This is a genomic window from Microbacterium sp. K24, assembly GCF_004794465.1.
Taxonomy (GTDB): Bacteria; Actinomycetota; Actinomycetes; order Actinomycetales; family Microbacteriaceae; genus Microbacterium.
Genome location: NZ_SSDJ01000156.1, coordinates 128,757 through 153,141, shown reverse-complemented (window position 1 = coordinate 153,141; position 24,385 = coordinate 128,757). Strand labels below are relative to the sequence as shown.

General features: G+C 68.6%; 20 protein-coding genes and 1 pseudogene. 13 read left to right on the top strand and 8 right to left on the bottom strand.

The genetic code is table 11. The annotated features are described in order from the left end of the window. The 3 genes and pseudogenes from DW306_RS21100 to DW306_RS21090 form a co-directional block, all read right to left on the bottom strand. A pseudogene (locus tag DW306_RS21100) lies at positions 1-467 on the bottom strand (aspartate/glutamate racemase family protein); the annotation flags it as partial. After that, positions 464-1,327 carry a hypothetical protein gene (locus tag DW306_RS21095; protein ID WP_136057540.1) on the bottom strand — a complete coding sequence of 288 codons (864 nt, stop codon included), beginning with the start codon at positions 1,325-1,327 and terminating at the stop codon, positions 464-466. The pseudogene DW306_RS21100 and the gene DW306_RS21095, both read right to left, overlap by 4 nt. Next, positions 1,324-2,739 carry an FGGY family carbohydrate kinase gene (locus tag DW306_RS21090; protein WP_168429401.1) on the bottom strand — a complete coding sequence of 472 codons (1,416 nt, stop codon included), beginning with the start codon at positions 2,737-2,739 and terminating at the stop codon, positions 1,324-1,326. The genes DW306_RS21095 and DW306_RS21090 overlap by 4 nt, the downstream gene beginning before the upstream one ends. A gap of 70 nt (positions 2,740-2,809) precedes the next feature. Between DW306_RS21090 and DW306_RS21085 the strand changes: the two genes are divergently transcribed. From DW306_RS21085 to DW306_RS21075, 3 genes are read left to right on the top strand one after another with little or no spacing between them, the layout of a single operon-like run. Continuing rightward, positions 2,810-3,562: a DeoR/GlpR family DNA-binding transcription regulator gene (locus DW306_RS21085; RefSeq protein ID WP_136057538.1), complete on the top strand. Its 753-nt coding sequence runs from the start codon at positions 2,810-2,812 to the stop codon at positions 3,560-3,562. Next, on the top strand, positions 3,559-4,818 hold the full coding sequence (gene otnK, locus DW306_RS21080; protein WP_136057537.1) for a 3-oxo-tetronate kinase: 1,260 nt from the start codon (positions 3,559-3,561) through the stop codon (positions 4,816-4,818). The genes DW306_RS21085 and otnK overlap by 4 nt, the downstream gene beginning before the upstream one ends. Continuing rightward, positions 4,815-5,411: a class II aldolase/adducin family protein gene (locus DW306_RS21075; protein ID WP_136057536.1), complete on the top strand. Its 597-nt coding sequence runs from the start codon at positions 4,815-4,817 to the stop codon at positions 5,409-5,411. The genes otnK and DW306_RS21075 overlap by 4 nt, the downstream gene beginning before the upstream one ends. Positions 5,412-5,428: 17 nt before the next feature. Here DW306_RS21075 and DW306_RS21070 read toward each other — a convergent pair whose 3' ends face one another. Beyond that, complete coding sequence (locus DW306_RS21070) at positions 5,429-6,964, bottom strand: FAD-dependent oxidoreductase (protein ID WP_136057535.1); 1,536 nt, start codon at positions 6,962-6,964, stop codon at positions 5,429-5,431. A 223-nt stretch (positions 6,965-7,187) separates the two neighbouring features. On the opposite strand from DW306_RS21070, the gene DW306_RS21065 reads away from it, so the two are divergent. From DW306_RS21065 to DW306_RS21050, 4 genes are all read left to right on the top strand, one after another. Continuing rightward, the gene (locus DW306_RS21065; protein ID WP_136057534.1) at positions 7,188-8,189 is read left to right on the top strand and encodes a sugar ABC transporter permease; all 1,002 of its coding nucleotides are present in this window, start codon (positions 7,188-7,190) and stop codon (positions 8,187-8,189) included. After that, complete coding sequence (locus DW306_RS21060) at positions 8,189-9,142, top strand: carbohydrate ABC transporter permease (protein ID WP_136057533.1); 954 nt, start codon at positions 8,189-8,191, stop codon at positions 9,140-9,142. Before DW306_RS21065 ends, DW306_RS21060 begins: the two co-directional genes overlap by 1 nt. Before the next feature lie 180 nt (positions 9,143-9,322). After that, entirely contained in the window at positions 9,323-10,687 is a 1,365-nt protein-coding gene (locus tag DW306_RS21055) for an extracellular solute-binding protein (RefSeq protein ID WP_136057532.1), read from the top strand. 78 nt (positions 10,688-10,765) lie between these two features. Further along, positions 10,766-13,228: a hypothetical protein gene (locus DW306_RS21050; RefSeq protein ID WP_136057531.1), complete on the top strand. Its 2,463-nt coding sequence runs from the start codon at positions 10,766-10,768 to the stop codon at positions 13,226-13,228. A 3-nt stretch (positions 13,229-13,231) separates the two neighbouring features. On the opposite strand, the gene DW306_RS21045 is transcribed toward DW306_RS21050, so the two are convergent. Next, a complete protein-coding gene (locus tag DW306_RS21045) occupies positions 13,232-14,638 on the bottom strand; it encodes a GH1 family beta-glucosidase (protein WP_136057530.1) in 1,407 nt (468 codons plus the stop codon). A 78-nt stretch (positions 14,639-14,716) separates the two neighbouring features. Next, complete coding sequence (locus DW306_RS21040) at positions 14,717-15,646, bottom strand: hypothetical protein (protein ID WP_240747299.1); 930 nt, start codon at positions 15,644-15,646, stop codon at positions 14,717-14,719. Positions 15,647-15,693: 47 nt separating this feature from the next. Here DW306_RS21040 and DW306_RS21035 point away from each other — a divergent pair, with 47 nt between their 5' ends. The 5 genes from DW306_RS21035 to DW306_RS21015 all read left to right on the top strand — a co-directional run bounded on the left by DW306_RS21035 (position 15,694) and on the right by DW306_RS21015 (position 21,373). Then, positions 15,694-16,854 carry a DUF4185 domain-containing protein gene (locus DW306_RS21035; protein ID WP_136057529.1) on the top strand — a complete coding sequence of 387 codons (1,161 nt, stop codon included), beginning with the start codon at positions 15,694-15,696 and terminating at the stop codon, positions 16,852-16,854. A gap of 130 nt (positions 16,855-16,984) precedes the next feature. After that, a complete protein-coding gene (locus tag DW306_RS21030; protein WP_136057528.1) occupies positions 16,985-18,352 on the top strand; it encodes an extracellular solute-binding protein in 1,368 nt (455 codons plus the stop codon). 74 nt (positions 18,353-18,426) lie between these two features. Continuing rightward, positions 18,427-19,353 carry a sugar ABC transporter permease gene (locus tag DW306_RS21025; RefSeq protein WP_136057527.1) on the top strand — a complete coding sequence of 309 codons (927 nt, stop codon included), beginning with the start codon at positions 18,427-18,429 and terminating at the stop codon, positions 19,351-19,353. 1 nt (position 19,354) lies between these two features. After that, entirely contained in the window at positions 19,355-20,251 is an 897-nt protein-coding gene (locus DW306_RS21020; RefSeq protein WP_136057526.1) for a carbohydrate ABC transporter permease, read from the top strand. A gap of 21 nt (positions 20,252-20,272) precedes the next feature. Continuing rightward, positions 20,273-21,373, top strand: coding sequence for a DUF4185 domain-containing protein (locus tag DW306_RS21015; RefSeq protein WP_136057525.1), 1,101 nt, complete (start codon positions 20,273-20,275; stop codon positions 21,371-21,373). A gap of 10 nt (positions 21,374-21,383) precedes the next feature. On the opposite strand, the gene DW306_RS21010 is transcribed toward DW306_RS21015, so the two are convergent. Beyond that, the gene (locus DW306_RS21010) at positions 21,384-22,226 is read right to left on the bottom strand and encodes a PhzF family phenazine biosynthesis protein (RefSeq protein ID WP_136057524.1); all 843 of its coding nucleotides are present in this window, start codon (positions 22,224-22,226) and stop codon (positions 21,384-21,386) included. A gap of 124 nt (positions 22,227-22,350) precedes the next feature. Between DW306_RS21010 and DW306_RS21005 the strand changes: the two genes are divergently transcribed. After that, a complete protein-coding gene (locus DW306_RS21005; protein WP_136057523.1) occupies positions 22,351-22,791 on the top strand; it encodes a DoxX family protein in 441 nt (146 codons plus the stop codon). Positions 22,792-22,825: 34 nt separating this feature from the next. On the opposite strand, the gene DW306_RS21000 is transcribed toward DW306_RS21005, so the two are convergent. Next, complete coding sequence (locus tag DW306_RS21000) at positions 22,826-24,364, bottom strand: DUF4185 domain-containing protein (protein WP_136057522.1); 1,539 nt, start codon at positions 24,362-24,364, stop codon at positions 22,826-22,828. Positions 24,365-24,385 lie beyond the last annotated feature (21 nt).

Below are 24,385 nucleotides of genomic sequence, written 5' to 3'. Positions count from 1 at the left end.
CGTGCCGCCGCCGCATCCGCCACGACGTGCGAGGTCACCTCGATGCCGCCGTGCGCGTCGGCCTCGGCCTGCACCAGGCGCCCGGTCGGACCGAGGGTCGCTGCGAGCGTCGCCAGGACGAGGATTCGACCCGACCCGGATGCCGCCTGGACGACCGCGGCCTTCGCCATCGCCGCGTCGACGCGCACCAGGGGCACGCCGACCGCGTCGGCCGCATCGACCGTCGCCTCGCCGATCGAGGAGCACGTCACGAGAACGGCACTCGCTCCGGCGGCGCGGAGTGCGGTGAGATGCACTCGCAGATCGGCGTCGACATCCGGGGTGATCCCGGCGTCGATCGCGCGGGACAGCAGCGTCGGGTCGGCGATGTGGATGATGTCGAGGTCGTCCCGCCGCGCGTTCAGCAGGTCATGGAAGACCGGAACCAGCGCGGGCACGGTGTGCAGAACTCCGATGCGCATCGTCATGCCCCCTGCCACGGGCGGGCGTGGGCGTCGACGACTTCGGCGAGAGAGGCGAGGCGGTCCATCGAGCGCGTCCGCAGCTCGGCGCGCACATCGTCCGCTCCGACGACGTCGCTCCACAGCGCACGGCCGGCGAGGAAGCCGCTGGCTCCCTCGAGGCACGCGGCGCGCACCGCATCCGCGAACCTGTCGCGCTCGACGCCCTGGGACAGCACCACCCAGGGGCCGGTCATGCAGTCGTTCAGCGCCGCGCTCGCGGCACGCTGCTCGGCCTCGGCGCCGGCGCCGGTCAGCGGCACCTGAGCCTTGTAGAGGTCCGGACGCAGCGCGGAGAGCTCGCGCGCGGCCTCGTGGATGGCGGCATCCGGTTCGAAGTCGGTCTCGCCGGGAGCGGCGCGCACCACCGGTTCCAGCACCGACAGCACGCCGCGCTCGCGGGCGGCCTCGATGAATCGCGCCGCAAGCGCCACGCGTTCCTCCCGACGCTCGTCGCGCCGCCAGATCAGCAGGAGTTTGAGGGCTGCGACCTGTGCAGGAAGGTCGGAGAGGGCGTCGATGTCGAGACCCGTGTCTTCGACCGGACCGCCGTCCGCCTGGTCCAGGGCGTCGACGGCCAGGATCAGCCCCGTCGACTCGGGCACCGCGGCCCGGACCCGGTCGAAGCCGAACTGCCGGTCGGCGAGGAAGCCCGAGGCGTGCGGCGCGAGCTCTTCGGCGACGGCGACCTTGAAGTCGATCAGCACGTCGTCCGCGGGGCGGCCGCGGCCGGCGGTGTCGAACATGTGCCGCAGGCTCTCGCGCTGATCCATGGCGACCATGGCGAAGGCGCCGGAGGGGCGGGCGATGGCATCGAGGGTGGTCATGATTCTCCTTCTGGGACTGCTGCGGGGTCGATGGCCATGCGGAACCGGCGGTAGGTGTCGTCGCGGACCGGGTCGTTCAGGGGAGCGACCTGCTCGCGCGAGAGGATGGTGGTCTCGGGGTCGACCGCGCTTGCGCGCACGGCCGCGAGCAGGGCGGAGCCGGCGGCGACCGGCTCCTCCGCCGCGCACATCGCGGTCGGCGGACCGGAGGCTGCCGTGAGCGGCGCCCAAATCGGGATGCGGCGCGCGAGCGAGCCGATCATCGTCACCGTGGTCGCGGGCGATCCCGCCAGCAGATCGGCGGTCTCCCGGATCCAGCGGGACTGTGCGACCAGCGACTGCAGGAGGCCGCGGACGCGGTCCTCGGCATCTCCGTCACCGAAGACCTGCGCCCGGGCGAGTGGCTGCGGGTCGGGGCACTGCCGTCCGGACGGATACGGCAGCACGATCGTCGGCGATGCGACCCACGCCGCGGGAGTCAGGGCGGCGAGACGATCGCGCATCCGGTCCTCGGGGAACTCCTGATCCCACCAGGCGATCATCGCGCCGCAGGACGGGCTCCCGCCGAGGATCGTCGCGGCCGAGCCGTCCACCGTGCGGCCTACGGCGAAGCCCTCGTCGACGGCGCGCGCGACGTCGACGGCATCGGCGATGCGCACGATCGCCTCTGACGTGCCGAGTGAATCCACGGTGTCGTCGGGGCGGCGTGCCCCGGCGGCCCAGGCTCCGACCGCGTGATCGTGGCCGGCGATGTGCACGGGGATTCCCGGCGAGAGGCCGAAGGATGCGGCGGCGATCGTTGTCGCCCCCGCCGCTTCGCCGGGGGCGCGCAGGGAGGGCAGGGCGTCGACGCGCACGCCGAGGCTCTCGATCACGTCGATGGTCCAGGCGTCGCCCAACCCGGCGAGCATCGTCCTCGCGGCGAGGGTGTGGTCGGTCGCCCGCTCGCCGGTCAGCGCGTGTCCGAGGAGATCGGCGGCGCCGGCCCAGTATCGCATCCGGCCGTGCACCTCCGGATGCTCGTCGCGGAGCGCGCCGAGGGCGACCGCGGCGGGCTTCGTCGTCGCGGGGATGCCGGTCGACGCGGGAAGCCCGGGGTGCGCAGCGAGGAGTCCGTCGAGGTGTCTGCGGTCGACGCGACGGTCCCAGCGCAACAGGGGTGTGAGCGCCCGGCCGTTCGCGTCCAGCGCCGCCCCGCTCTCGCCCATCGAGGCGATGCCGATGGCGGCGATGGGCGCGGCGGCTGCGGCGGCGCATTCCCGGGCGACAACGGCGCAGGTCGCGAGCAGGTCGTCGACGCCGGAGGGCGTAGGGCGACGCGCGACGCGCACGACAGACACCGCATCGGTCACCTCGACGAGTGCGGCCTTCGTCGTCGTGCTGCCGATGTCCACTCCCAGGACGACCACCATCCGCCAAGTTTGTGACATTTCGAACAGAAAATGCAAACATGTCCGATAATCGACATGAACGGAGGGCGTCATGCGATACACGAATGCCCCGGAGCGGCGAGCGCATCTCGAACGGCGGATCGTCAGCGACGGATACCTCTCATCGATCGCGGCGGCCCAGGAACTCGGCGTCTCGGAGATGACCGTGCGCCGCGATCTGCGGATGCTGGAGGAGCAGGGCGCCGTGCGCCGCGTGGCCGGCGGCGCGACCGTCATCTCGGGCGGCTTGCCCTTCGAAGGGCGCGACGCAATCGGTGCCGTGCAGAAGCGAGCGATCGCCGAGCTCGCGGCCGCCGAAGCGCTCACGGCGGAGATGGTCGCGCTGGATGCGGGCACGACCGTGGCCGCGCTGGTCCCGCTGCTCGGCGACACCACCGTCGTCACCCATTCGATGCCGGTGATCGAGGCGCTGAGCCGCGTCGGCTCCGCACGGCTGATCGCGGCGGGTGGGCACTACCAGCCGGACACCCGCAGCTTCGCCGGTCCGCTCACCGAGGAGACACTGCGCGGCGTGCGCTGCGATGTCGCGTTCCTCTCGGCGACGGCCGTCGGCCCGGACGGGCTGTGGGGCACCAACGCCCTCGACGCGGCGATCAAGCGGGTGCTGGCGCAGCAGTCCGCACGGGTCGTGCTGCTCGCCGACGCGACGAAGCTCACCCAGACCGCCGCCGTACGCATCGCGGGGCTCGACATCGTCGATGCGCTCATCACCGACAGCCGTGCCGACGCCGAGCTGCTCGCCGGCATCGACGCAGCCGGTATCGAGGTCAGGATCGCGGGATGACGGTCGAGCTCGCCGTCATCGCAGACGACATCACCGGCGCCTGCGACGTCGCAGCCGGAGTGAGCGGTGCCGGCCTCGACGCCGAGGTGCGGATCGGCGTGCCCGGCGCTGCACCGCCGTCGGACGCCGCCTGCGTGATCGTGGCCCTGAAGTCGCGGACCGCGCCGGTCACGTCGGCGGTCGACGAGAGCGTCGCCGCCGCCCGCGTCCTCCGAGGCTGGGGCGCTCGACGCATCTACCAGAAGTACTGCTCGACCTTCGACTCCACGGATGCCGGGAACATCGGCCCGGTCGCCGACGCGCTCCTCGCGGAGCTGGCGCCGGGGGCGGTCTCGATCGGCACGCCCGCCACGCCGGCCGCTCGACGCACGATGCATCGCGGTCACCTCTTCGTCGGTGATCGGCTGCTGTCGGAGTCGTCGCTCGCCCAGCATCCGCTCACGCCCATGCGAGATCCCGACATCGTGCGGGTCCTCGGCCGGCAGACGTCGTTCCTGGTCGCGTCCGTGCCGATCGAGCGCGTGCATCAGGGTCCCGCCGCGATCCGCGCGCAGGTCGAGGCACTGCGGGCGCGGGGCGTGCGTCATGTGCTGCTCGACGCCATCGACGACGCGGATCTGGATGCCGCGGCGGCCGCGCTCCTCGACGTCGACCCCGGTACGGTGCTGCCCGGCGGAGCGGCGGGGCTCGCCGTCGCCCTCGCGCGACGACTCGGCTCCGATGCGGCGTCGCCTGTGCGGCACGCTCCGGACGGCCTGCCGCTCATCCTGTCGGGCAGTGCGTCCGAGCGGACCCGCGCGCAGGTCGCCGCCCACGATGGGCCCGTCTTCGTGCTCGACGTCGACGCGCTCGCCGCGGACGCCGACGGCCCGATCGCGGAGGCGGTCGACTTCGTCGCCTCGGCATCCGCGGTTCCGCTCGTGTCCGCGACCGCGGACCCCGCGCGGATTCGTCGCACGCAGGAGCGCTGGGGTGCGGTGCGGGCCGCGTCGCTCGTGGAGGGTGCGCTCGCTCGTATCGCCGCGCAGGCCGTGGAGCACCACGGCATCCGTCGCATCCTCGTCGCGGGGGGCGAGACCTCGGGAGCGATCGCCGCCGAGCTCGGGGTCGCGACGCTGCGGGTCCGCAGGGTCATCGCGCCGGGGGTCGCATGGACGACGGCGACGGATGCCGGTGGCCGCGCACTCGACCTCTGCTTCAAGTCGGGAAACTTCGGCCACGAACAGCTCTTCGTCGACGCCTGGGAGGAGTCATGACCGCAGTACAGCTGGTCGAGGCCTGTCGTGCGCTCGCCGCAGCCGGACTCTCACCCGGCAGCTCGGGCAATGCGAGCATGCGCAGCGGCGATCGCATCCTGATCACGCCGACGGGCTCGGCTCTCCGGCGGGTGACGGCAGGCGAGATCGCCGTGCTCGCCGCCGACGGCACGCACGAGGAGGGGCCTGCGCCCACCAAGGAATGGGCGATGCATCTGGCCGCCTACCGCGCCCGGCCCGATGCGCGGGTGGTCGTGCACCTGCATTCGAGGGCGGCGACGGCGGTGTCGTGCCTCGCGTCACCCGGGGAGGATCCGCTGCCCGCCTACACGCCGTATCGGGTTCGCATGCTGGGTCGCGTCGCCCTCGTGCCCTATGCCGCGCCGGGATCCGACGCGCTCGCCGCAGGGGTTGAGGCTGCCGCGTCCGACAGCCATTGCCTGCTGCTCGCGAATCACGGGAGCGTGGTGTGCGCAAGCGATCCGGGACGCGCGGTCGACCTGAGCGAAGAGCTCGAGGCCGCCGCCGAGCTCACGCTCGCCCTGCACGGCCGCGACGCGCGGACGCTCGATCCCGGCGCCGCCTGGACTTGAGCCCTGCCGGTCGGGTGTCAGACCGACAGCGCGGCGCCGGCATCCCGCAGCATGCGCTGCAGCTCGGCGACGGGTACGTCCTGCACCGCGCGCGCCGTGCGGGCGGCGAGAGCCGCCGCGAGGCCGGCGGCCTGACCCAGCATCTGGTACTGCGGCTCCATGCGGACCGACGAGAACGCGACGTGCGATGCCGAGATGCACACGGCCACGATCAGGTTCTCGCACTCCTCCCGCCGCGGCGTCAGAGCGCTGTATCCGATGCCGTACACCGGCACGGGGGCCGAGAGGTATCCCTCGGACACGACCATCGCGATCGGATCGGGATGCTCATGCACCCAGCGCCAGGTCCGCTGCACTTCGCGGATGTCGAGGTGGTACGAGCCGAGCGCGATCACGTCGGCAGGGAACTTGCCGGCGCGCAGGTCGTGCTCGGTGAGGACACGGTCCGAGGTCATGCGGCGGGCTTCGCGCACGTAGAGCTGGTGGGGGAGGTGACCCGTGTCGGCGAACTCGTCGGCCGGGAGGCCCCAGGTCTGCATCTCGCGTCGCACCGTCGCCGGCACGGCGGGGTCGTTCGCCAGGAACCACAGGAAATCCTGGGCGTGGTGCCGGTGGTGGAGACGGATCTCCTCGCGGCGGACCGGATCCGCGTCGGGATACTCCCACGCCGAGCCGTCGAGCACGCTCAACGAGAAGGGGCCGAGCGAGTTGCCGTCGGCCTTGCCACCGGGAAGATTCGGCTCGAGCCCGATGTATCGGCCGGCGCGGTGCACCTCTCCACGTGCGGCGGCGTCGGCGAAAAGACGTCGACCGAGCTCCCAGTGCGCGTCGTCGTACCCGTCGCGTCGGCCGAAGGGAACGCGGTCCGGGGCCTGCGAGAGGCAGACGCGATAGCCGTACGACATGATGCCGCCGTCCCCGGTCCCGACCTCGGCGAGCGGTCCGGGCTTGATCTGCGGCAGGAGTGGCCCCGGAGCGCGGCCGCTCTCGTCGTCGCGGAAGGGGGAGATCCACGGTGGGGTCGCGTGGCGGCCGGGAACCACCTCCTGCCGCCCAGCGAACTCCTCGCCGTGCAGGGCGCGGGATTCGCGACCGACGGAGTATGAGACACCGGCGGCTGCCATCAGGTCGCCCTCGTAGCTCGCATCCACGAACACGTCCGCGGTCACGGTCTCGCCGCCGCGGAACGCCGCCGAGACGATCCGCCCGTCGCACTTGTCGACGTCGCGCACAGCGGCATCGAAGAGCAGCTCGACTCCCGCCTCGTCGAGCCAGCGCAGGAAGATCTCCTCCGCCGCGTGGGGCTCCGGTCCCGCGAAACGGCCGATCGGCACTCCGTAATACGCAGCGACCGCGGCCCGGAACTCGGAGGCCACCCCGCCCAGGGCGCGCAGGTCGCCTACGTCGGTGTAACCGAGACCTCCGCTGGTCATCCCGCCCACATGCCGCCCCGGTTCGATGAGCACGACCCGCGCCCCGGAACGCGCAGCGGAGACGGCCGCGCATACCCCGCCGGCCGTCGCCGCATACACCGCGATGTCGGCGTCGATCACCCTAATCCGCCCGTTCCGAGCACATCTCCCCGCCCCGACGCAAGGCCTGTCCGCAAGATCAGCAGACGTTCTAGCATCGGCACAGGATCGAGGTGACGCGGTTGCGAGGAGGGGAACTCGACCCGTATAGTCACACCCATGTGGTAACGATGCCACAGGTCGACGAGAGAAGCGACATGAGACACACGAATCGCCGGCACCCCTCCGGAACGGAGGGGGAGCGATGAGCCTCGGATCCGAGTCGGAGACGCGCACCCTGAGCGTCGCGAAGGACGCGCGGACCGGGCGGAAGCAGCGCGGCTCGAAGGAGCGCACTCCGCGGGTCAAGCAGCACTACAACAAGCGCGAGGCCATCGCCGGCTACCTGTTCATCTCGCCGTGGCTCGTCGGCTTCCTGATCTTCACGGCCGGCGCCATGATCTACAGCCTGTACATCTCGTTCAGCAACTACAACCTCGCCACCAACACCGCACGCCCGGTCGGCATCGACAACTACGCCCAGCTGTTCGAAGACCCGCGCGTCGGCGTCTCGCTCGCGAACACGCTGTTCTACGCGGTCATGGCCGTGCCCCTCGAGATCGTCTTCGCGCTGGTGCTCGCCCTGCTCCTCAACCGTGTCGGGCGCGGCGCAGGCTTCTTCCGCACGCTCTACTACCTGCCCAAGATGACCCCTGCCGTCGCGACCGCCGCCGTCTTCTTTCTGCTCCTCAACGGAAACTCGGGCGCGATCAACCAGTTCCTGCGCCTCTTCGGCATCCAAGGCCCCCAGTGGCTCGTCGACCCTGCGTGGGTCAAGCCGAGCATCGTGATCATGACCCTCTGGGGCGTCGCGGGAACCATGGTCATCTTCCTCGCGGCGCTGAAGAACGTGCCGACGGAGCTCTACGAGGTCGCGTCACTCGACGGGGCAGGACCGATCCGCAAGTTCTTCTCGATCACCCTGCCGATGATCTCGGGCGCGATGTTCTTCAACGTGATCGTGCTCTCGATCGCGGCCTTCCAGGTCTTCGACCAGGCGTATCTGCTGTTCTGGCGCGACCAGAGCAACTCCTCGCCGGAGGCCTCGCTGTTCTACGCGATCTATCTGTTCCAGCAGGCCTTCCGCCAGTTCAACTTCGGCTTCGCCGCCGCCATGGCTTGGCTGCTCTTCCTGATCATCATGGTCATCACGGTGATCCAGGTGAAGTTCGGCAATCGATTCGTCTACTACGAGGGAGACCGTTGATGTCGTCTTCACTGCGTCAGGTGCCCCCAGCCGCGCTGCCGGCTCAGGAGTCCGCGACGGTCGCCGTCACCGTACCGAAGCGCTCTCGCTGGCGGCGAGCGGTCGCACGGCCGAAGACGCTCGCCGGCCGCATCGTCCTCGCCGTTATTCTGATCGGCTTCGGGCTGCTGTTCCTGTACCCGTTCGTCTGGCTGCTCGCCGCGAGCTTCAAGCCCCGCGGCGAGGTCTTCGACAACCTGCTGATCCCGAAGACCTTCGTGCCGGAGAACTACGTCGAGGTCTGGAACCAGCTTCCGCTACTGAGCTGGATGTGGAACAGCATCGCGATCGCACTGCTCGCCGCCGGCGCCGTGGCGATCTCGAGCTCGATCGTCGCCTTCGGATTCGCATACTTCAAGTTCCCGGGGCGCAGCATCCTGTTCGGCCTCATCCTCGGCACGATGATGCTGCCGGGGGCGGTCACCATGATCCCGATCTACCTGATCTGGAAGGAGACCGGCATGCTGGGCACGTGGGTGCCGCTGTGGGGCATGAATCTCTTCGGGTCGGCGTTCTACATCTTCCTGCAACGGCAGTTCTTCCTCGGCCTTCCCCGGGAGCTCTTCGAAGCCGCGCGACTCGACGGCGCGAGCTACTGGGGTCTCTTCTGGCGCATCGCGATGCCGTTGTCGATCCCCTCGTTCATCATCGTCTTCCTGTTCGAGTTCCAGGCGAGCTGGAACAACCTGCAGTCGGCGCTGATCTACCTCAACGCAGGCTCCGTCGACGAGTTCACCGCGCCGCTGGGTATTGCATACGCGATGACGAAGTACAGCCCCACCGCGGGCGGCCACGGCGACTATCAGTACGTGATGGTGGCATCGCTCATCGTGACGGTCCCCATGCTCATCCTCTTCGCCTTCGGTCAGCGGTACTTCATCGAGGGCGTCGCGACCCAGGGGCGGAAGGGATGATTCGATGAACCATCGTCTATGGCAACGATTCCACAATCCGAAGATCACAAACCAGTAAACACGCGGCGGAGGCATTGCCCCTCTGGGTCCGTTCCGTTAGCTTCATGTGGGAAGGTTCCCACATTCGGAACAGTCGACCCGGCGGAGGCGATGGCGCCGCCCCAATCGAAAGGGAAAGAAATGCGCAAGCGCATTCTGGGATTCGCCGCAATGGCCGCGGCATCCGCAATCGTGCTCGCCGGCTGCAGCGGCGGGGGAGCCGGAGAGAGCGGCGGCGATGCGGACTTCGACGCGAAGCCGACCGGCACGCTCAACGCGTGGGGATTCGAGAACGCCGATGACGTCGGCACCTCGCGGATGGACTACGCCGCCGAGCAGCTGAGCGACGTCGACCTGAAGCTCGACGCGACCGCGTTCGACGCGCAGAAGTTCACGACCCGCATCGCCAGCGGCGACGTTCCCGACGTCGTGCAGATGGACCGCCGCTACGTCACGACCTACGCTGCGCAGGGACTCATCATGCCGCTCGACGAGTGCTTCGCCGCACAGGACGTCACGCCGGACGAGCACTGGTACCCGTCGGTCGTCGACGACGTCACCTACGACGACGAGGTCTGGGCCGTGCCGCAGTTCTACCAGCCGCCCGCGATCATCGTTAACAAGAAGGTCCTCGATGAAGCGGGAGTCGCCCCGGAGGACTTCGACACCTCGAACCCCGACGGGCTCATCGACGCGATCGGCAAGATCTACCAGGAGTCCGGCGGCGTGCCGTCGCGTCTCGGATTCGACCCGGTCGCGACCGGTCAGGGTGGACTGTGGATCCTCGCCACGGGCGGGCAGCTCAACGACGACAAGGGCGCGCCGACGCTCGACGACCCGAAGAACGTCGCCGGCATCGAGCTGCTGAAGCGGATCACCGACGCGCAGGGCGGATTCGCCGCGGTGAAGAGCTTCACCGACTCGTTCGACACGTTCGGCGACAACAACCAGTACGTCGCCGGTCAGGTCGGCGCGCAGGTGAACGCGCAGTGGTACCCGAACGTGCTCGGACCGTACGCCGATCAGATCGACATCCAGGCCGTGCCGTTCCGCGACACCAACGGCGACCCGTTCTCGGTCGCATCGGGCACCGCGTTCGTCGTCCCCGTCGGCGCGAAGAACCCGGCCGCGGCCTGCGCGTGGATGATCAACCTGACGTCGGACGACGCGTGGATGGCGGCGGGAGAAGCCCGTGCCCAGACGCTCAAGGACGACGGCGGCCTGAACACGGGGCTCTTCACCGGCTCGCCGGCTGCCGACAAGGCGATCCGCGACAAGTTCGTGGTCGAGACCGGCAACGCCGGATTCGACCAGGTCATCTCGACCTTCTACGACGTGGTCGACTACGGGCAGTCCTTCGGCTCCTCGCCTGCGGGCCAGGAGATTCAGAACGAGCTGAACAACGCGATCACCGCAGCATTGCTCGGCGACAAGGATCCGGAGCAGGCCCTCGCCGACGCGCAGCAGGCGGCGATGCGCGCCTACGAGAACGCCACCGCAGGCTGAGAAGCCCGCACCCGGGGCGGGTCGACTTCGGTCGGCCCGCCCTTTCCTTCGCCCGCGACGACCACGGAAGCCCTGCGAATGTCGATCCGACAGATCCTCCTCATCGGCCACACCCATCACGACGTCGGCTACACCAACAGCCCGCGACTCATCGATACCCAGCATGCGCAGATCGTCGGGCGCGTCCTCGAGCTCGCGGCCGAGCATGCCGGCGACGGACCCGACGCGTTCCGCTGGAGCTTCGAGGTCGCCCGACCGGTGCTGAACTTCCTGCGCACCGCGACGCCTGCGCAGAAGGCGCAGCTCACGGCACTGACGCGGTCGGGGGCGATCTCCGTCACCGGCGGCTACCTCAACATGACGCAGCTGCCGAGCGCGTTCGAATTCGATGCGGCCTACGCGCAGCTCGCCCGCATCCGCGACCTCGGTATCGACATCCGCACGCAGCAGCACGGCGACGTCAACGGGCTCTCCTGGGGCACAGTCGACCAGATGCAGGATGCCGGAATCGACCGTCTCGTGATGGCCTTGAACCCCGATCACGGCCGGCCCCCCTTCCGGCAGCCGAGCGGCTTCCGGTGGGAGTCGCCATCGGGCCGCTCGGTGTTCGTGTGGCTCTCCACCCATTACGGTTTCGGCGAGGAGTGGGGCATCGTCGACGGCGACGCGGACGCTGCGGAGCGGAACATCGAGGCCTTCATCCGCGAGCTCGAAGATCGCGACGACTATCCCTGGAGCACCGCGATCGTGCACGCGGGGAACGACAACCGGTGGCCGACGGCGCACTTCCTCGAGGTGGTGCGAGTGTGGAACGCACGGCATCCTGAGCGCCCGATGCGCACCGCCACGATCGACGAGGCGCTCGACCGGATCGAGGGCGAGGCGTCAGGCACTGCGCTGCGGATCGTGCGCGGGGAGTGGGCCGACTGGTGGTCGCACGGGCATGGTTCGACGGCGCGCGAGGTGGCGGTGTATCGGGAGGCGCGGAGCTTCGCGCGGGCGGCCCAGTCCTCGCACGCCCTTGCACGGCTCGCCGGCGACAGCGGAGAGCCCGGGTTCGACGTGCTCGGCTACCGGCGTGGCCCCGTGCGCCATCGCTCCGAAGAGGAAGTGGCGCAGTTGCTGGACCATGTCGACGAGCAGCTGCTGCTCTACGGCGAGCACACCTGGGGCAGCTGGGAGACGTACTCCAAAGCGCACTCGACGTTCAGCCATTCGCACCACAACGCGAAGTCGGGCTTCGCCTACGACGCGTTCGACCATGCCCGCGATCTCGCGATCGAGGGGTGGTTCCGCTTCGTCGGGTCGGCCGGATCGTTCGGTGCCGCAGCCGGAGGAGCGGCGGATGTCGTCGTGGTCGTGAACCCGACGGAGTCCCGTCGTCGTGAGGTGGTCGACGTCGAGGTCGGCGGAGTCCGACGCACACGGCTGCTGGCTGACGTGGAGCCCTTCGGCGTCGCGGTGCTGCCGACGCCGCCGGCCGTCGACGAGGAGATCGTGAGCGGTCCGATCGCCGCAGGTCGCTATCGCGTCGTCGTGGACCCGACGCGCGGCGGCATCCTCTCCCTGCTCGACACGGCCACGGACCGCGAGCTCGTCGACACCGCGGCCCTCGCCCCGCTGGGCGCCCTCGTCGACGAGTGCGTCGTCGAGGGCTCGACGCACCCGATGATCACCGAGTCGCCGAAGCTCTTCCACCCCGAGCATCCGGGACCCGACTTCCGGCACGAGATCGCCGTCGGCGAGGGGCCGGTGCGGGTCCGGCGCGGGGGCACGGTGACCGAGGTGACCTGGGAGACGGCGACGTCCGGCATCCCGAGCGTGGTCGCGACGCTCGTGCTCGCCGAGGACGGCGACGAGATCGGGCTCGACGTGCGGGTGAGCAAGCCGGAGCGGTTCGAGCCGGAGAGCGTCTTCGTCGCCTTCCCGTTCGCGATCGTCGAGCCCCGCTTCCTGCTCGAGACCGCCGGTGCGGTCTTCGAGGCGGAGCGTGAGCAGCTGCCCGACACCAGCAAGGACTGGTACTCGATCCAGCACGCGGTGGGAGTCGCCGGGACGGAGGGCGGCGTGCTGTGGGGCTCGATGGACGCACCCCTCGTGCAGCTCGGAGGATTCCACACCGGGAAGTGGGCAGCGCACCTCGATGCGGCATCCGGTCAGATCGGCAGCTGGCTGATGAACAACCTCCACTTCACGAACTTCCAGGCCCGTCAGGAGATCACCCGGCGGTTCCGGTACCGGTTCCGCCCTGTCGGCGAGGTGCGCGATGCGGATGTGCGACGATTCGGGCGAGATCTGCTCGAACCGCTGCAGGCGCGACATCTGCCCGCGGCACCCGAGCGATCACCGGACTCGCCTCTCTCGATAGAGCCCGCGGACGCGCTTCTCGTGGAGCTCCGACCCGCGGGGTCCGAGGTGCGGGTGCGCATGCGCAACATCTCGGATCGCGACGTGACCGCTATCGTGCGGGTGGCCGGCGAGGGCGACCGCCGAGAGGTGGAGGTGACCACTCTCGGCGTCGCCGACGTCCTGCTGTCCTGACCGTCAGCCGAACGCGCCGAGGCTGTCGACCTGCGAGGCCCGGACGTCTGCACCCGCCACGATCCCGCCGTCGCGCACGATGCGCGCGTAGTCCCTGGCGCTGTCCTTGATGATGCGCTCGCCGGTGCGGAAGTCGACGTACACGAGGCCGAAGCGCGGACGGTAGCCCAGCGCCCACTCGAAGTTGTCGAGCAGCGACCAGTGCATGTAGCCCCGCAGTGGCACCCCGGCATCGAGCGCCTCCGCCATCGCCGCCACGTGCGAGCGCAGGTAGCGAGTCCGCCGCACGTCATGGACCTCGCCATCGTGCGTCGGCGAGTCACCGAAGATCGCGCCGTTCTCGGTGACGATCAGAGGCACCCCGGGATAGTCGCGGTGGACGCGGATGAGCAGGTCTCGGAATGCGTCCGGCACGATCTCGGTGCCCTCGTCGGTGCGCTCGACCTCGCCCGTGGATCCCACTACCTGCCACGGGAACGGTCGGTCGGGCCCGGGGGCGGCCGCCGCCATCACCCGGTGCGTGTAGAAGTTGATGCCGAGGAAGTCGCTGCGGCCCGAGATCGCAGCCTCGTCTCCCGGGCGGATGACGTCGTCGAGTGGGCCTCCCGTCGCCCGCTCCCAGTGCGCCCGCATGTCGTCGGGATACCCGTTCCGGAGCAGCGGGTCGAGGAACCAGCGGTTGACGTAGCCGTCCGATCCCCAGGCGGCATCGGCGTCTTCCTGGCTGTCGGTGGCCGGCACGCAGGGGAGCAGGTTGAGCGCGACCCCGATGCGTCCCCTGGTGAACGGGCGCATGGCGTCGGCAGCCCGCCCGTGGGCGAGGAGCACGTGATGCCCGGCGGTCACGGCGCCGCGCAGATCACGGATGCCGGGAGCGTGCAGGCCGAGCTGGTAACCGAGCAGCTGGATGATCCACGGCTCGTTCTGCGTGATCCACCAGTCGACCCTGTCGCCGAGGCGTTCGGATGCCGCGACGGCATACTCGACGAACGCGTCGACACTGCTGCGCCCGATCCAGCCTCCGTCGGCCATGAGAGCCTCGGGCATGTCCCAGTGGTTCAGGGTGACGATGGGCGCGATATCGCGCCGACGGAGCTCGTCGATCAGGCGCTCGTAGTGGTCGAGGCCGCGGGGGTTCACGCGGCCTCGCCCATCGGGCATGATGCGCGACCACGCGAGGGAGAAGCGGTAGGCCTTCATCCCGACCTCGGAGAGGATGTCGAGGTCCTCTTGCCACCGGTGGTAGGAATCGCAGGCGATGCGCGCATCGCCCCCACTCTCGATCGCCCCGGGCCGTTCGGTGAATGTGTCCCAGATCGAGCGACCGCGGCCGTCGGCATCCGGTGATCCTTCGATCTGGTACGCGCTGGTGGCTGCGCCCCAGAGGAAATCAGCGGGGAAGGAGGGCATGCTCTCAGTTTGGCGCAGATATGGGATCGATGCCACATCGCGCTCTATGCCAAAGGGTGCCGTTGTGCAAGGCTGGCCTCAGATCTCCGCGACCGAGAACCGGAACGCCGCGCCCTGGCGGAACGGCTCGATGATCTCGAAGTTCTCGTAGGCAGGGCCGCCGGGGATCTCCGAGGCGCTCGCCCAGTACGACCAGCGGGCGTTGACGACAGCCTCGAGCTCGGGGTGCGGGTCATCGACCCGCCATGTCTGCACCGCGCGACGGCCGAGGAACCGCCAGTGCTCGGCGGTGTCGGCGGCGTACTCGACCGACCAGGGGTCCTCCTCATCGCCGGTCGCGCTCACGATCGCCGCATCACCCTCGCGGGAGAGCTCGGCCAGCGGGAACCGGGCGTGCTCGGCGAAGGCCGTGCCGGAGAAGTCCGGCCAGAGTTCACCCGCAGTCACGATGCGATCGGCGAGGTGCAACCGGCGCAGTCGTGCCCAGTTGCCCATCGTCGCGGTGAGGATCAGGTGCGACAGAGGCACGGATGCCGCATTCGCGAAGCCCGCGACCTCGACCTCGTGCGGGCGATCGGCGAAGAACCGCACGCGCACGCGGACGTCCGCGCCGCTGTCGAAGCGCTCGACGCCGATCCACACCGTCAGCGTCTCCACTCCGTCGACGACCTCGGTGACGCCGCGGGCCGGGGCATCCCCGCCGTGCTCGGCCGCCTGCGCGTCATCGGCGGACCAGAAGCGCTTGCCGCGCTCGCCCGGGTCGAGCGAACTCGGTTCGAGCTCGGAGAATCCCCGCTGGGTCTCACCCTGAGGGATCGGTTCGACGGCGATGAAGTTGATCAGCCGCTCGCGTGGGTGGTCCAGGTAGGGCGTGAAGACGCGGAGAAGGCCACCAGGGCCGGGGATCGGCGGGATGCCGATCTGGATGCCGTCGACGTGACCCCAGCGGGGCTCGTCGTCGGGAGCGCCGGAGGGCCGCAGCCACCGGGTTTCGGAGGAGAGAGGCATGCCGAAGACACTAGTGCTCTGAAATCGATTTCGCTAGATTCAGGACCATGCACCGTCGCAGAGGTCGAAGCCGAGCCCCGTTCCGTCGCGCCACCGTCGCGGCATCCGTCATCCTGTCGGTCGCACTGGCCGGCTGCGCGGGCGGAGGCGCTCCGAACGTGGACCCGAATCCCGACAAGCCGTTCGTGCTGGAGGGCGTCACCGACCTCACCGAGATCGCGCAGCTCACCGGTCCCGATGCGATGAACGACACGGCATCCGTCTCGGTCGCCGGTACCGATCTCGGGTCGATGGTGAACGTGGGGGACAAGACGTTCTTCCTCTTCGGCGACACGTTCGGCGAACGGGATCCCGAGTCGATCGGCGGCCAGGGCGGCTTCTGGCGGTCGAACGTCGCCGCCTGGACCACCGACGACGACCCGACCGACGGCATCGACTTCGAGGGGTGGGTGGAGGATGACATCGGTCTCGCCGCCGCGCTCGTCGAGGGCGATCACGACGCGAACGGGGCGGGTGGCGAGGTCACGAAGATCCCGACGTACGGCTTCGCGATCGGCGAGACGATCTACGTGTCGTACATGTCGGTGAAGTTCTGGGGCGAGCCCGGCGCCTGGGATGCGAACCACTCGGCACTCATCGTCTCGCGCGACGGCGGAAAGAGCTGGGCGCCCGTCGACGGCGTCGAATGGCCCGGAGACTCGAACTTTATCCAGTTCGCGACGGCGCAGGTCACCGACGGCGGAGAGGACTGGATCTACTTCTGGTCCATCCCTTCCGGCCGGTTCGGCGGCGTGCAGCTGATGCGCGTCCGGGCGACCGAAGGGGCCGTCGAGGATCAGGCGTCGTACTCCTACTTCGCCGGTCTGGAAGGCCACGAGCCGCGCTGGAGCGACGACATGACCGACGCCGAGACGATCGTCGAGGGCACGATCGGCGAGCTCTCCGTGATGTGGTCGACGTACCTCGAGCGCTGGGTCATGACGTATTCGGATGCCGGGAGCGCGTACATCCGGGAGGGCATCACGCCCTGGGGTCCGTGGGGGGATCCGCTCGAACTCGTGCCCGGATCGGAGTACCCGGGACTGTATTCTCCGTACCTGAATCCGCGCTACGTCACGGAGGACGGCCGGCGCATCCACTTCACCCTCTCGCTCTGGGATCCGTACAACGTCTTCTGGTTCTCGGCCGACCTGGAACGGGCCGACTGAGATATCGGAGGGCCGATTTCCCTTGCGCATGAAATCGATTTCGCCTACTCTGGCGCATACCCGGTCACTGAGGATCGATCGGCCTGCACAGCAGCGACTCGACGTGGAGTCTGTTCCCTGAGGAGGAACCATGAGAATCACCACCCGCACCCGACGGACAGCGATCGCCGCTCTCGGCGCGCTGACGGTCGGCACCCTGCTCGCCGCGTGCGGCGCAGGCACCCCCGGCGGAACGGCCGGAGGAGACGGCGGCGAAGACGGCGTCACGACCATCCAGTTCTGGCACCGCAGCTTCACCCCCGTCGAGAACGAGTGGTACGCCAACATCGTCAAGGAGTTCAACAAGTCGCAGGATGAGATCAAGGTCGTCGACACCGAGGTCCCCGCCGACGCGTGGGACCAGAAGATGAAGGCCGCACAGGCCGCGGGCAAGGCCCCCGACGTCTACACGAGCTCCGCCAACCTGCTCGACCTGGTCAACGCCGGCTCGGTGCACGAGCTCGACTCGATCGTCTCGAAGGAGGCCATCGGCGAGATCCTGGACAACGCGACGTCGATCTCCGAGGTCGACGGGACGCACTACGCCTACCCGCTGCTGCTCGAGCCGCAGACCGTGCTGTTCTGGAACACCGACATGCTCGACGCCGCGGGCGTCGAGTCCTCCGCCGCTCCCGAGACCTGGGACGACCTGCTCGCCGCGTGCGCGAAGATCCAGCCGACGCTCGCCGACGGCCAGTACTGCATCTCGCCGGCGCAGGATGCCGTGACGTTCGCCTGGTCGACGGTCGGCCAGCAGTGGAACTTCAGCGGCCACCTCGCTCTGAAAGACGACTGGACGGCACCGAGCATCGACGATGACGGCTACCGCTCGCTGATGGAGCAGTACAAGGTGCTGTGGGACAAGGGCTACATGCCCAAGCAGCCGCTCGCCGCGTATGTCGCCGGTGAGGACTTCGGTCAGCAGAAGGTCGCCTTCAAGGTCTCCGGTTCGTGGATGATGTCCGAGATCGGCTCGGACTACCCCGACCTGCTCGCCAAGACCGGCGTCGGCGCGTTCCCGAACTCGCCCGACGCCGACGGCCGCACGGCCACGACCATGGGCAACTTCACCTGGGTGGTCGACGCCAAGAGCAAGAACGCGGAGGCCGCGGGGAAGTTCCTCGAGTGGTCGATCGCCGGCGACCCCGAGAACCTCGTGCCGTTCTTCGTCGACACCCAGTTCACGAAGGTTCCCGTGCGCCAGTCGGTGCAGGATGCCGTCGCCGCCAGCCAGGAGGCCGCAGACGCCCCGTGGTCGAGCATCATCGTCGACGACATCGCCCCCGAGGCCATCGCGGGTTCGCTCTACCCGTGGGATGTGAACCTCGCCGTCGGCACCGCGATGGAGTCCGTGATGAAGGGGTCCGCGTCGGTGGACGACGCGATCAATACGGCGAATGCCGCGATCCAGACGGTCATCGACCGTGACGGGCTGCCCGACAAGGCACCCAAGAACTGACATCGCTCGCTGTTCGGGGGCCGGGGGCTCCCGGTCCCCGAACAGCTTCGCCCTGAGATCGCGACGAGGTAGATATGGCCAGTCAGGCTGTGCAGGAACGCCGGGAAGCCCGGCAACGGCAGAATCGGTACAAGTACCGCGACAACAAGACCGCCTACTGGTTCCTGGTGCCGCTGGTGGTGCTGCTGGGGATCTTCGTGATCTGGCCGGCCATCTACGCCGGATTCCTGTCGTTCCAGGACTGGAGCTTCTACAAGGATCCTGAGTTCGTCGGCATCCGCAACTACGCCAATGTGCTGAAGGATCCGCTGTTCATCGCCACGATCGGGCGCGGCTTCCTCTTCGTGCTGATGACCGTGCCGCCGATGCTGATCCTGGCCTTCCTGTTCGCCAGCCTCGTGGTCGCGGTGTCGCGGCGGGCCGCGAGCCTGCTGAAGGTCAGCATCTACATCCCGACCATCATCTCCGCCGTCATCACGTCGATCATCTTCGTGCTGATCTACAACTACTCCGGCGGCCTGCTGAACGCGTTCCTCGCGGTCTTCGGCATCGAGCCGATCGCGTGGATCGGCGACCCGAAGTGGGCGCTGCTCGCGGTCGCCGTCCCCGCCATCTGGCTGGGCATGGGGCTCACGTCGCTGATCATGGTCGCCGCGATGGTCGACATCCCCACCGAGTACTACGAGGCCGCCGCGATGGAGGGCGCCAACTGGGGGCAGAAGACGGCCTACATCACGATTCCCCAGATGAAGAACGTGATGCTCTACCTGCTGATCACGGGGTTCGTCGCCGCGATCCAGCAGTTCGAGCTCCCGCTCGTGATGACGCAGGGTGGTCCGCTTGACTCGACGACCCTGCCGAACCTCTTCATCTTCAACCACTTCCGCAACGACGTGAACGTCGGCTACTCGATCGCGGCCGCGCTGCTGCTGTTCGTGGTGCTGGGAACCATCTCGGCTCTCGTGTTCAAGTTCGTCAACTCCGAGAGGCTGGTGGACTGAGATGGCCGTCATGCAGGAGACCACCCGCATCGTCCTCGCCGGCAAGGAGCCGCGTACGCAGCGCAAGGCGCCGCGCACCGCCGGCGGCTGGCTGATCGTCCTCGGCAAGGTGATCCTCGGCGCCCTGTTCGTCGTCGCCTCGCTGTTCCCCCTCGCGTGGATGGTGATCGCCGGCTTCAAGTCGAAGACCGAGGTCGTCGAGACGCCGTTCCAGTTCTTCCCCGAGGTGTGGCTGTGGCAGAACTACGCACAGATCCTCGCGGACCCGACCTTCCTGCAGACGCTGGTGTGGACCTTCATGGGCGCCGTGCTGTTCACCGTCGGGAGCCTCGCGGTCAACTCGCTGGCCGCCTACGCGTTCGCGCGACTGGACTTCCGCTTCAAGGGCACGATCTGGGCGATCGTCATCACCACGATGTTCATCCCCGGCATGACCATCCTGCTCACGAGCTTCATCGTCGTCACCCGCCTGTCCATGCTCGACACCCTCGCCGTGCTGGTGATCCCCGGGCTCGCCAGCGCCGGGATGGTGTTCTTCATCCGGCAGTTCTATCTGAACATCCCGAAGAGCCTCGAAGAGGCGGCGATGCTCGACGGCTGCGGTCGGTTCGGCATCTTCGTGCGCATCTTCCTGCCGCTGTCGAAGCCGCCCTTCGTCGTCATGGGCATCACGGCGTTCCTCGCGTATTGGAACTCGTACGTGTGGCCGATTCTGACGATCACCTCGCCCGAGCGGTTCGTGCTGCAGCAGTACCTGGCGACGTTCCGATCCGAGCGCAGCACCGAGCTCGGACTGCTGATGGCCGGATCCGTGCTGGCCGCGGCGCCCGTGATCATCCTGTTCCTGATCTTCCAGCGCCAGATCATCGGCAACATCAAGATGGCAGGACTCAAATAGCGGTACCGAGAGGAGAGGTCGATGGAGACCGAGAACACGCACGGTGGCGGAATCAGTCGTCGAGGAGTGCTGCAGGGAGCCGCCGTGCTCGGCGCCGCTTTCGTCGCGGCGACGGCACCGGCGCCACCGGCGTCAGCCGCCGGACTCACCGTCACCAGGATCAAAGTGCTCGCCGGCACCCAGAGCCCGCTGCAGTACGGAGTGGGCGCGACCGATCTCGGCATCCCTGCCCGCACACCGGACGGGCGGATGCTGTTCCTGTTCGGCGACACCTGGGCGGATCATGTCGGCGGCGCCAACTGGCGCTCGCCGGTGGCGCTGTACTCGTCGACGACGAACCTCAACGCCGGTGTGACCTTCAACGGATGCGGCGGCGCGGGCGCGAACACGCAGGGTGTCGCGCCGCAGCTCTGGTACTACCCGCATGACGCCTACTTCACGACCGTCATCCCGTCCGATGTGATCACGATCGGATCGCGGATGTATCTGCATGCGATCGTGAACGGGCCGCAGTTCGGCGCCGTGCGCTGGACCGAGCTGTGGAAGTCCGACGACAACGGTGCGACCTGGCAGCACACCGGCCTGCAGTTCCCCGCGGACATGGCCGGCGGCAAGTTCCAGTGCATCACGTGGGGACTGGGCAGCGACGGCTACGTGTACATCTACGGCACGGGGTTCCAGCGCGACAAGGGCATCGTGCTCTACCGCGTGCCGTCGAACAACATGACCACGCTCTCGGCCTATCAGCCCTGGGGCTTCGCCAACGGCTCCTGGGGCTGGGGCAAGCCGGTCACCGAGGTGCTGCCGGGCGGATTCGGCGAGATGTGCCTACGACCCCTCGGCGGCAAATGGATCCTGACGTGGTTCAACGCCCCGGCGTACCGGATCGACGCCATGGTGCTGAACACCCCCACCGACAACCTCTACACGGCCACGAAGACCACGCTGCTCTCCGGCAGCGAGTGGAACCAGGAGGATGCTTCGCACGTCGCACAGCTGTACGGCGGCTACATCATCCCCGGCTCGACCCTGTCCGACCTGCACCTCAGCGTCAGCCAGTGGAACACCGGCAACAACAGCGTCTACCACTCCGAGCAGTTCCGGGTGCAGGGCCTGGTCTGAGGGGTCGCGGTCAGAGCTCCACGAGCCCCGAGACGATCACATCGGCGCGTCCGCCGACCCAGACGTGATCGGCATCCTGGCTGATCCGGACGCGTCCACGCCGTCCGATCGCGGTGCCCTGGGCTGCGAGGTACGGGGCAGCGGTGCGACCGCTCGCGAGCAACCACTCGGCCGCCGCGGCGTTCAGACTGCCGGTCACCGGGTCCTCGCGCAGCGGAGCATCGCCGTCGGTGAAGAAGGCGCGCAGTTCGAACGCGGTCTCCGCGCCGTCCTGGTGCGAGCCGATCACGCCGATGTCCCATCGACCCGGGTGCGCGGACGCGTCCGGACGGATGCCGAGGACCGTCTCGGCGCTGTCGAGCAGCAGGCCCACCCAGCCCGGGCCGTTGTCGAGCCACTCGGCATCCACGACGTGCTCGCGGCCGATCCCGAGGATCTCGACCAGCTCCGCGACGAGCGCGGGGTCCACGGGGCCGGACCGGGTCCGGGGAGGTGAGGCGAAGGCGAGAGTCTCATCCTCGACCCGCACGGGGATGAGGCCGCCGGGGCACTGCTGGATGACGGTGCCCGGTGTCGACGGGGTGCCGCCGGCATCCAGCCACGCCCTGGCGGTCCCCAGCGTCGGGTGGCCCGCGAAGGGCAGCTCGGTGCTGAGGCTGAAGATGCGCACGCGATAGTCGGCGGCGGGATCGGTCGGCGGCAGCACGAAGGTGCATTCGGAGAGGTTCGTCCACACCGAGAACCGGCGCAGCTCGTCGTCGCTCACACCCTCCGCATCGAGCACCACGGCGACGGGGTTGCCCGTCCCCGGGGTGTCGCCGAACACATCCACCTGACGGAATCCACGCTGCATCTCTGGAGGATATCGGGCAGCCGCACTCAGGAGACGGAAAGTTCGGCTTCGTAGCGTCGAAGCAGGGAATGCCCCTGCTCCGCGCCTGGCGCGCGCGTGTCCTGCCACGAAGGAAGAACTCCTCATGACGAACACCACCCGCCCCTCTGCCTCCGCTTCGCTGGGACTCCTCGTCCTCCGCATCGTGGTCGGCGCCGTCTTCGCCGCGCATGGCGCGCAGAAGATCTTCGAGAACACGATCCCCGGCACGATCGAGGGGTTCCGCGGCATGGGGATCCCCCTCGCCGAGATCGCCGCGCCCGTCGTCGCCTGGGTCGAACTCATCGGCGGCTTCCTGCTGATCCTCGGGATCTTCACCCGCCTTGCCGGGATGCTCCTGGCCATCGACATGGTCGTCGCGCTCGTGGCCGTGCACCTTCCGGCAGGGCTCTGGGTCGGCGACGGCGGATACGAGTTCGTCGCCGTTCTCGGTGTCGCCGCTCTCGCCCTCGCACTCGCCGGCGCAGGACGGTTCTCGCTGGATGCTGCTCTGCTGCGGGGGCGGGCACCCGCCTGGATCGCCTGACGTCGGCGATCCAGACGGGTACTGCCGACCCGGATCAGGGTGAGCGGACCAGAGCCACGTCGTCCATCTGCAGCCAGATGTCGCCGCTGTTCGTCCACACCCCGCCGAAGACCTGCACCGCGGTGTTGGCTCCGGTGTTCACGTCCACGGTGAAGCGCGTCCACGCGCCGACCGAGACGAAGTGCGCCTCGCCGAGCACCGTGCCGTCGAGCTGGCGCACTCCGAAGTAGCCGTTGTCGCTGTTGGTCGACGTGCGGAGGAAGCCGGTCAGCCGATACGAGGTGTTCGGCTCGACGGCGACGTCCTGCCAGATGTCTCGCCAGCCGGAGTTGTACCGCACGAAGACGTTGCGGTCGCCGGTGAACCCGCCGGCGGGTGCGGTGTCGATGCCCGAGTTGGGTTTGGCGCCCCAGGTGCCGTCCGCGCCGGTGCCGATCGCGTCCGAGCGCTCGAAGCTCGGATCGACGATGAGGTTCGGGTCGACGATCATCCCGTTCTCATCGAGCCGCATGTGCATGAGGTAGACGTTGTAGGGATTCCACTGCGACATCGCGAAGTAGATCTCGCCGTCCTTGTTCCACGGGTGGAAGTAGCCGCCGTACAGCGCGGGGTAGTCGGTCGAGCTCGCCACCGTCTGCGCGGCGCTCCACTCTCCCTCGGGGTTCTTCGCGGTATGCAGCACGATGTCCTCGCCCGACAGCGTCATCAGCAGGAACCGCTTGCTGTGCTCGTCGTACTGAACGGAGACCTCGCTCATCGGGGCATCGATGACCGGCACGGCATCCGCCTCGTCCTTGCTCCATCTGCGGCCGTCCCAGTAGCGATACGACGACTGGTCGAGCAGCTTCTTCGCCGGCACCTTGGCGACCGACAGCGGGCCGTTCCGGCCGTTCTGCGTGCCGAACACGTAGATTGTGCCGCCCTTCTGCACGTAGGCCTGCATCTGGAAGGGGTCGTCGCCGTTCGGGTTGTCCCATCGGGTGTCGGAGACGGTCCAGTTCGCCCCGCCGTCGTCCGAATACGCGATGCCGGCGTAGTTGGTGTCCCACATTCCGGGCGGGCCCCACTGCTTCACGGACATGAACCCGAGGTACTGTCGGTCGCCGACCGAGATGCCGGCCGTGGGGATGATCGTGATCTCGTCGCCGTTGATCTTCTTCGACGGGATGATCTCCTTCGCGATGCCCTGGGGGCCCTGGGCCGCCCAGTCGAACAGCATCCAGTCCGAGAGATCGGCGTCGCTCGACCGCACCAGCACATTGCTGCGCCAGTTGCCGTTGGGCGGTGCTCCGCCGCCCGGTCCGGTCCACGAGTTCCCGAACGTGTCGCCGAAGGCGGTCAGCACGTGGCCGTCGCCGTCGTCCCACATGATTCCGAGATCGGTCGCCTTGATGTCCCAGCGGCCCCAGGTGTTGTTCGGCGCATCGGGTCCGGTGAGCTTCTCGACGACCGTGACCGGGGTCGCCGCCGTCGTCGCGATCGCGGGTGCCGAGACGGCTGCGCTCGCCGCGACCACGGCCAACGACATCAACGCGGCTCCGGCCGCGAGTCGTCTTCTTTTCGGAGGCGTCATTGCCTTCTCCTTCGTCAGCCC

Bases quoted from the DNA above. Each gene is read 5' to 3' on its own strand.
- DW306_RS21095 (WP_136057540.1), bottom strand. From the start codon at position 1,327: ATGACCACCCTCGATGCCATCGCCCGCCCCTCCGGCGCCTTCGCCATG.
- DW306_RS21090 (WP_168429401.1), bottom strand. From the start codon at position 2,739: ATGGTGGTCGTCCTGGGAGTGGACATCGGCAGCACGACGACGAAGGCC.
- DW306_RS21085 (WP_136057538.1), top strand. From the start codon at position 2,810: ATGCGATACACGAATGCCCCGGAGCGGCGAGCGCATCTCGAACGGCGG.
- otnK (WP_136057537.1), top strand. From the start codon at position 3,559: ATGACGGTCGAGCTCGCCGTCATCGCAGACGACATCACCGGCGCCTGC.
- DW306_RS21075 (WP_136057536.1), top strand. From the start codon at position 4,815: ATGACCGCAGTACAGCTGGTCGAGGCCTGTCGTGCGCTCGCCGCAGCC.
- DW306_RS21065 (WP_136057534.1), top strand. From the start codon at position 7,188: ATGAGCCTCGGATCCGAGTCGGAGACGCGCACCCTGAGCGTCGCGAAG.
- DW306_RS21060 (WP_136057533.1), top strand. From the start codon at position 8,189: ATGTCGTCTTCACTGCGTCAGGTGCCCCCAGCCGCGCTGCCGGCTCAG.
- DW306_RS21055 (WP_136057532.1), top strand. From the start codon at position 9,323: ATGCGCAAGCGCATTCTGGGATTCGCCGCAATGGCCGCGGCATCCGCA.
- DW306_RS21050 (WP_136057531.1), top strand. From the start codon at position 10,766: ATGTCGATCCGACAGATCCTCCTCATCGGCCACACCCATCACGACGTC.
- DW306_RS21045 (WP_136057530.1), bottom strand. From the start codon at position 14,638: ATGCCCTCCTTCCCCGCTGATTTCCTCTGGGGCGCAGCCACCAGCGCG.
- DW306_RS21040 (WP_240747299.1), bottom strand. From the start codon at position 15,646: ATGCCTCTCTCCTCCGAAACCCGGTGGCTGCGGCCCTCCGGCGCTCCC.
- DW306_RS21035 (WP_136057529.1), top strand. From the start codon at position 15,694: ATGCACCGTCGCAGAGGTCGAAGCCGAGCCCCGTTCCGTCGCGCCACC.
- DW306_RS21030 (WP_136057528.1), top strand. From the start codon at position 16,985: ATGAGAATCACCACCCGCACCCGACGGACAGCGATCGCCGCTCTCGGC.
- DW306_RS21025 (WP_136057527.1), top strand. From the start codon at position 18,427: ATGGCCAGTCAGGCTGTGCAGGAACGCCGGGAAGCCCGGCAACGGCAG.
- DW306_RS21020 (WP_136057526.1), top strand. From the start codon at position 19,355: ATGGCCGTCATGCAGGAGACCACCCGCATCGTCCTCGCCGGCAAGGAG.
- DW306_RS21015 (WP_136057525.1), top strand. From the start codon at position 20,273: ATGGAGACCGAGAACACGCACGGTGGCGGAATCAGTCGTCGAGGAGTG.
- DW306_RS21010 (WP_136057524.1), bottom strand. From the start codon at position 22,226: ATGCAGCGTGGATTCCGTCAGGTGGATGTGTTCGGCGACACCCCGGGG.
- DW306_RS21005 (WP_136057523.1), top strand. From the start codon at position 22,351: ATGACGAACACCACCCGCCCCTCTGCCTCCGCTTCGCTGGGACTCCTC.
- DW306_RS21000 (WP_136057522.1), bottom strand. From the start codon at position 24,364: ATGACGCCTCCGAAAAGAAGACGACTCGCGGCCGGAGCCGCGTTGATG.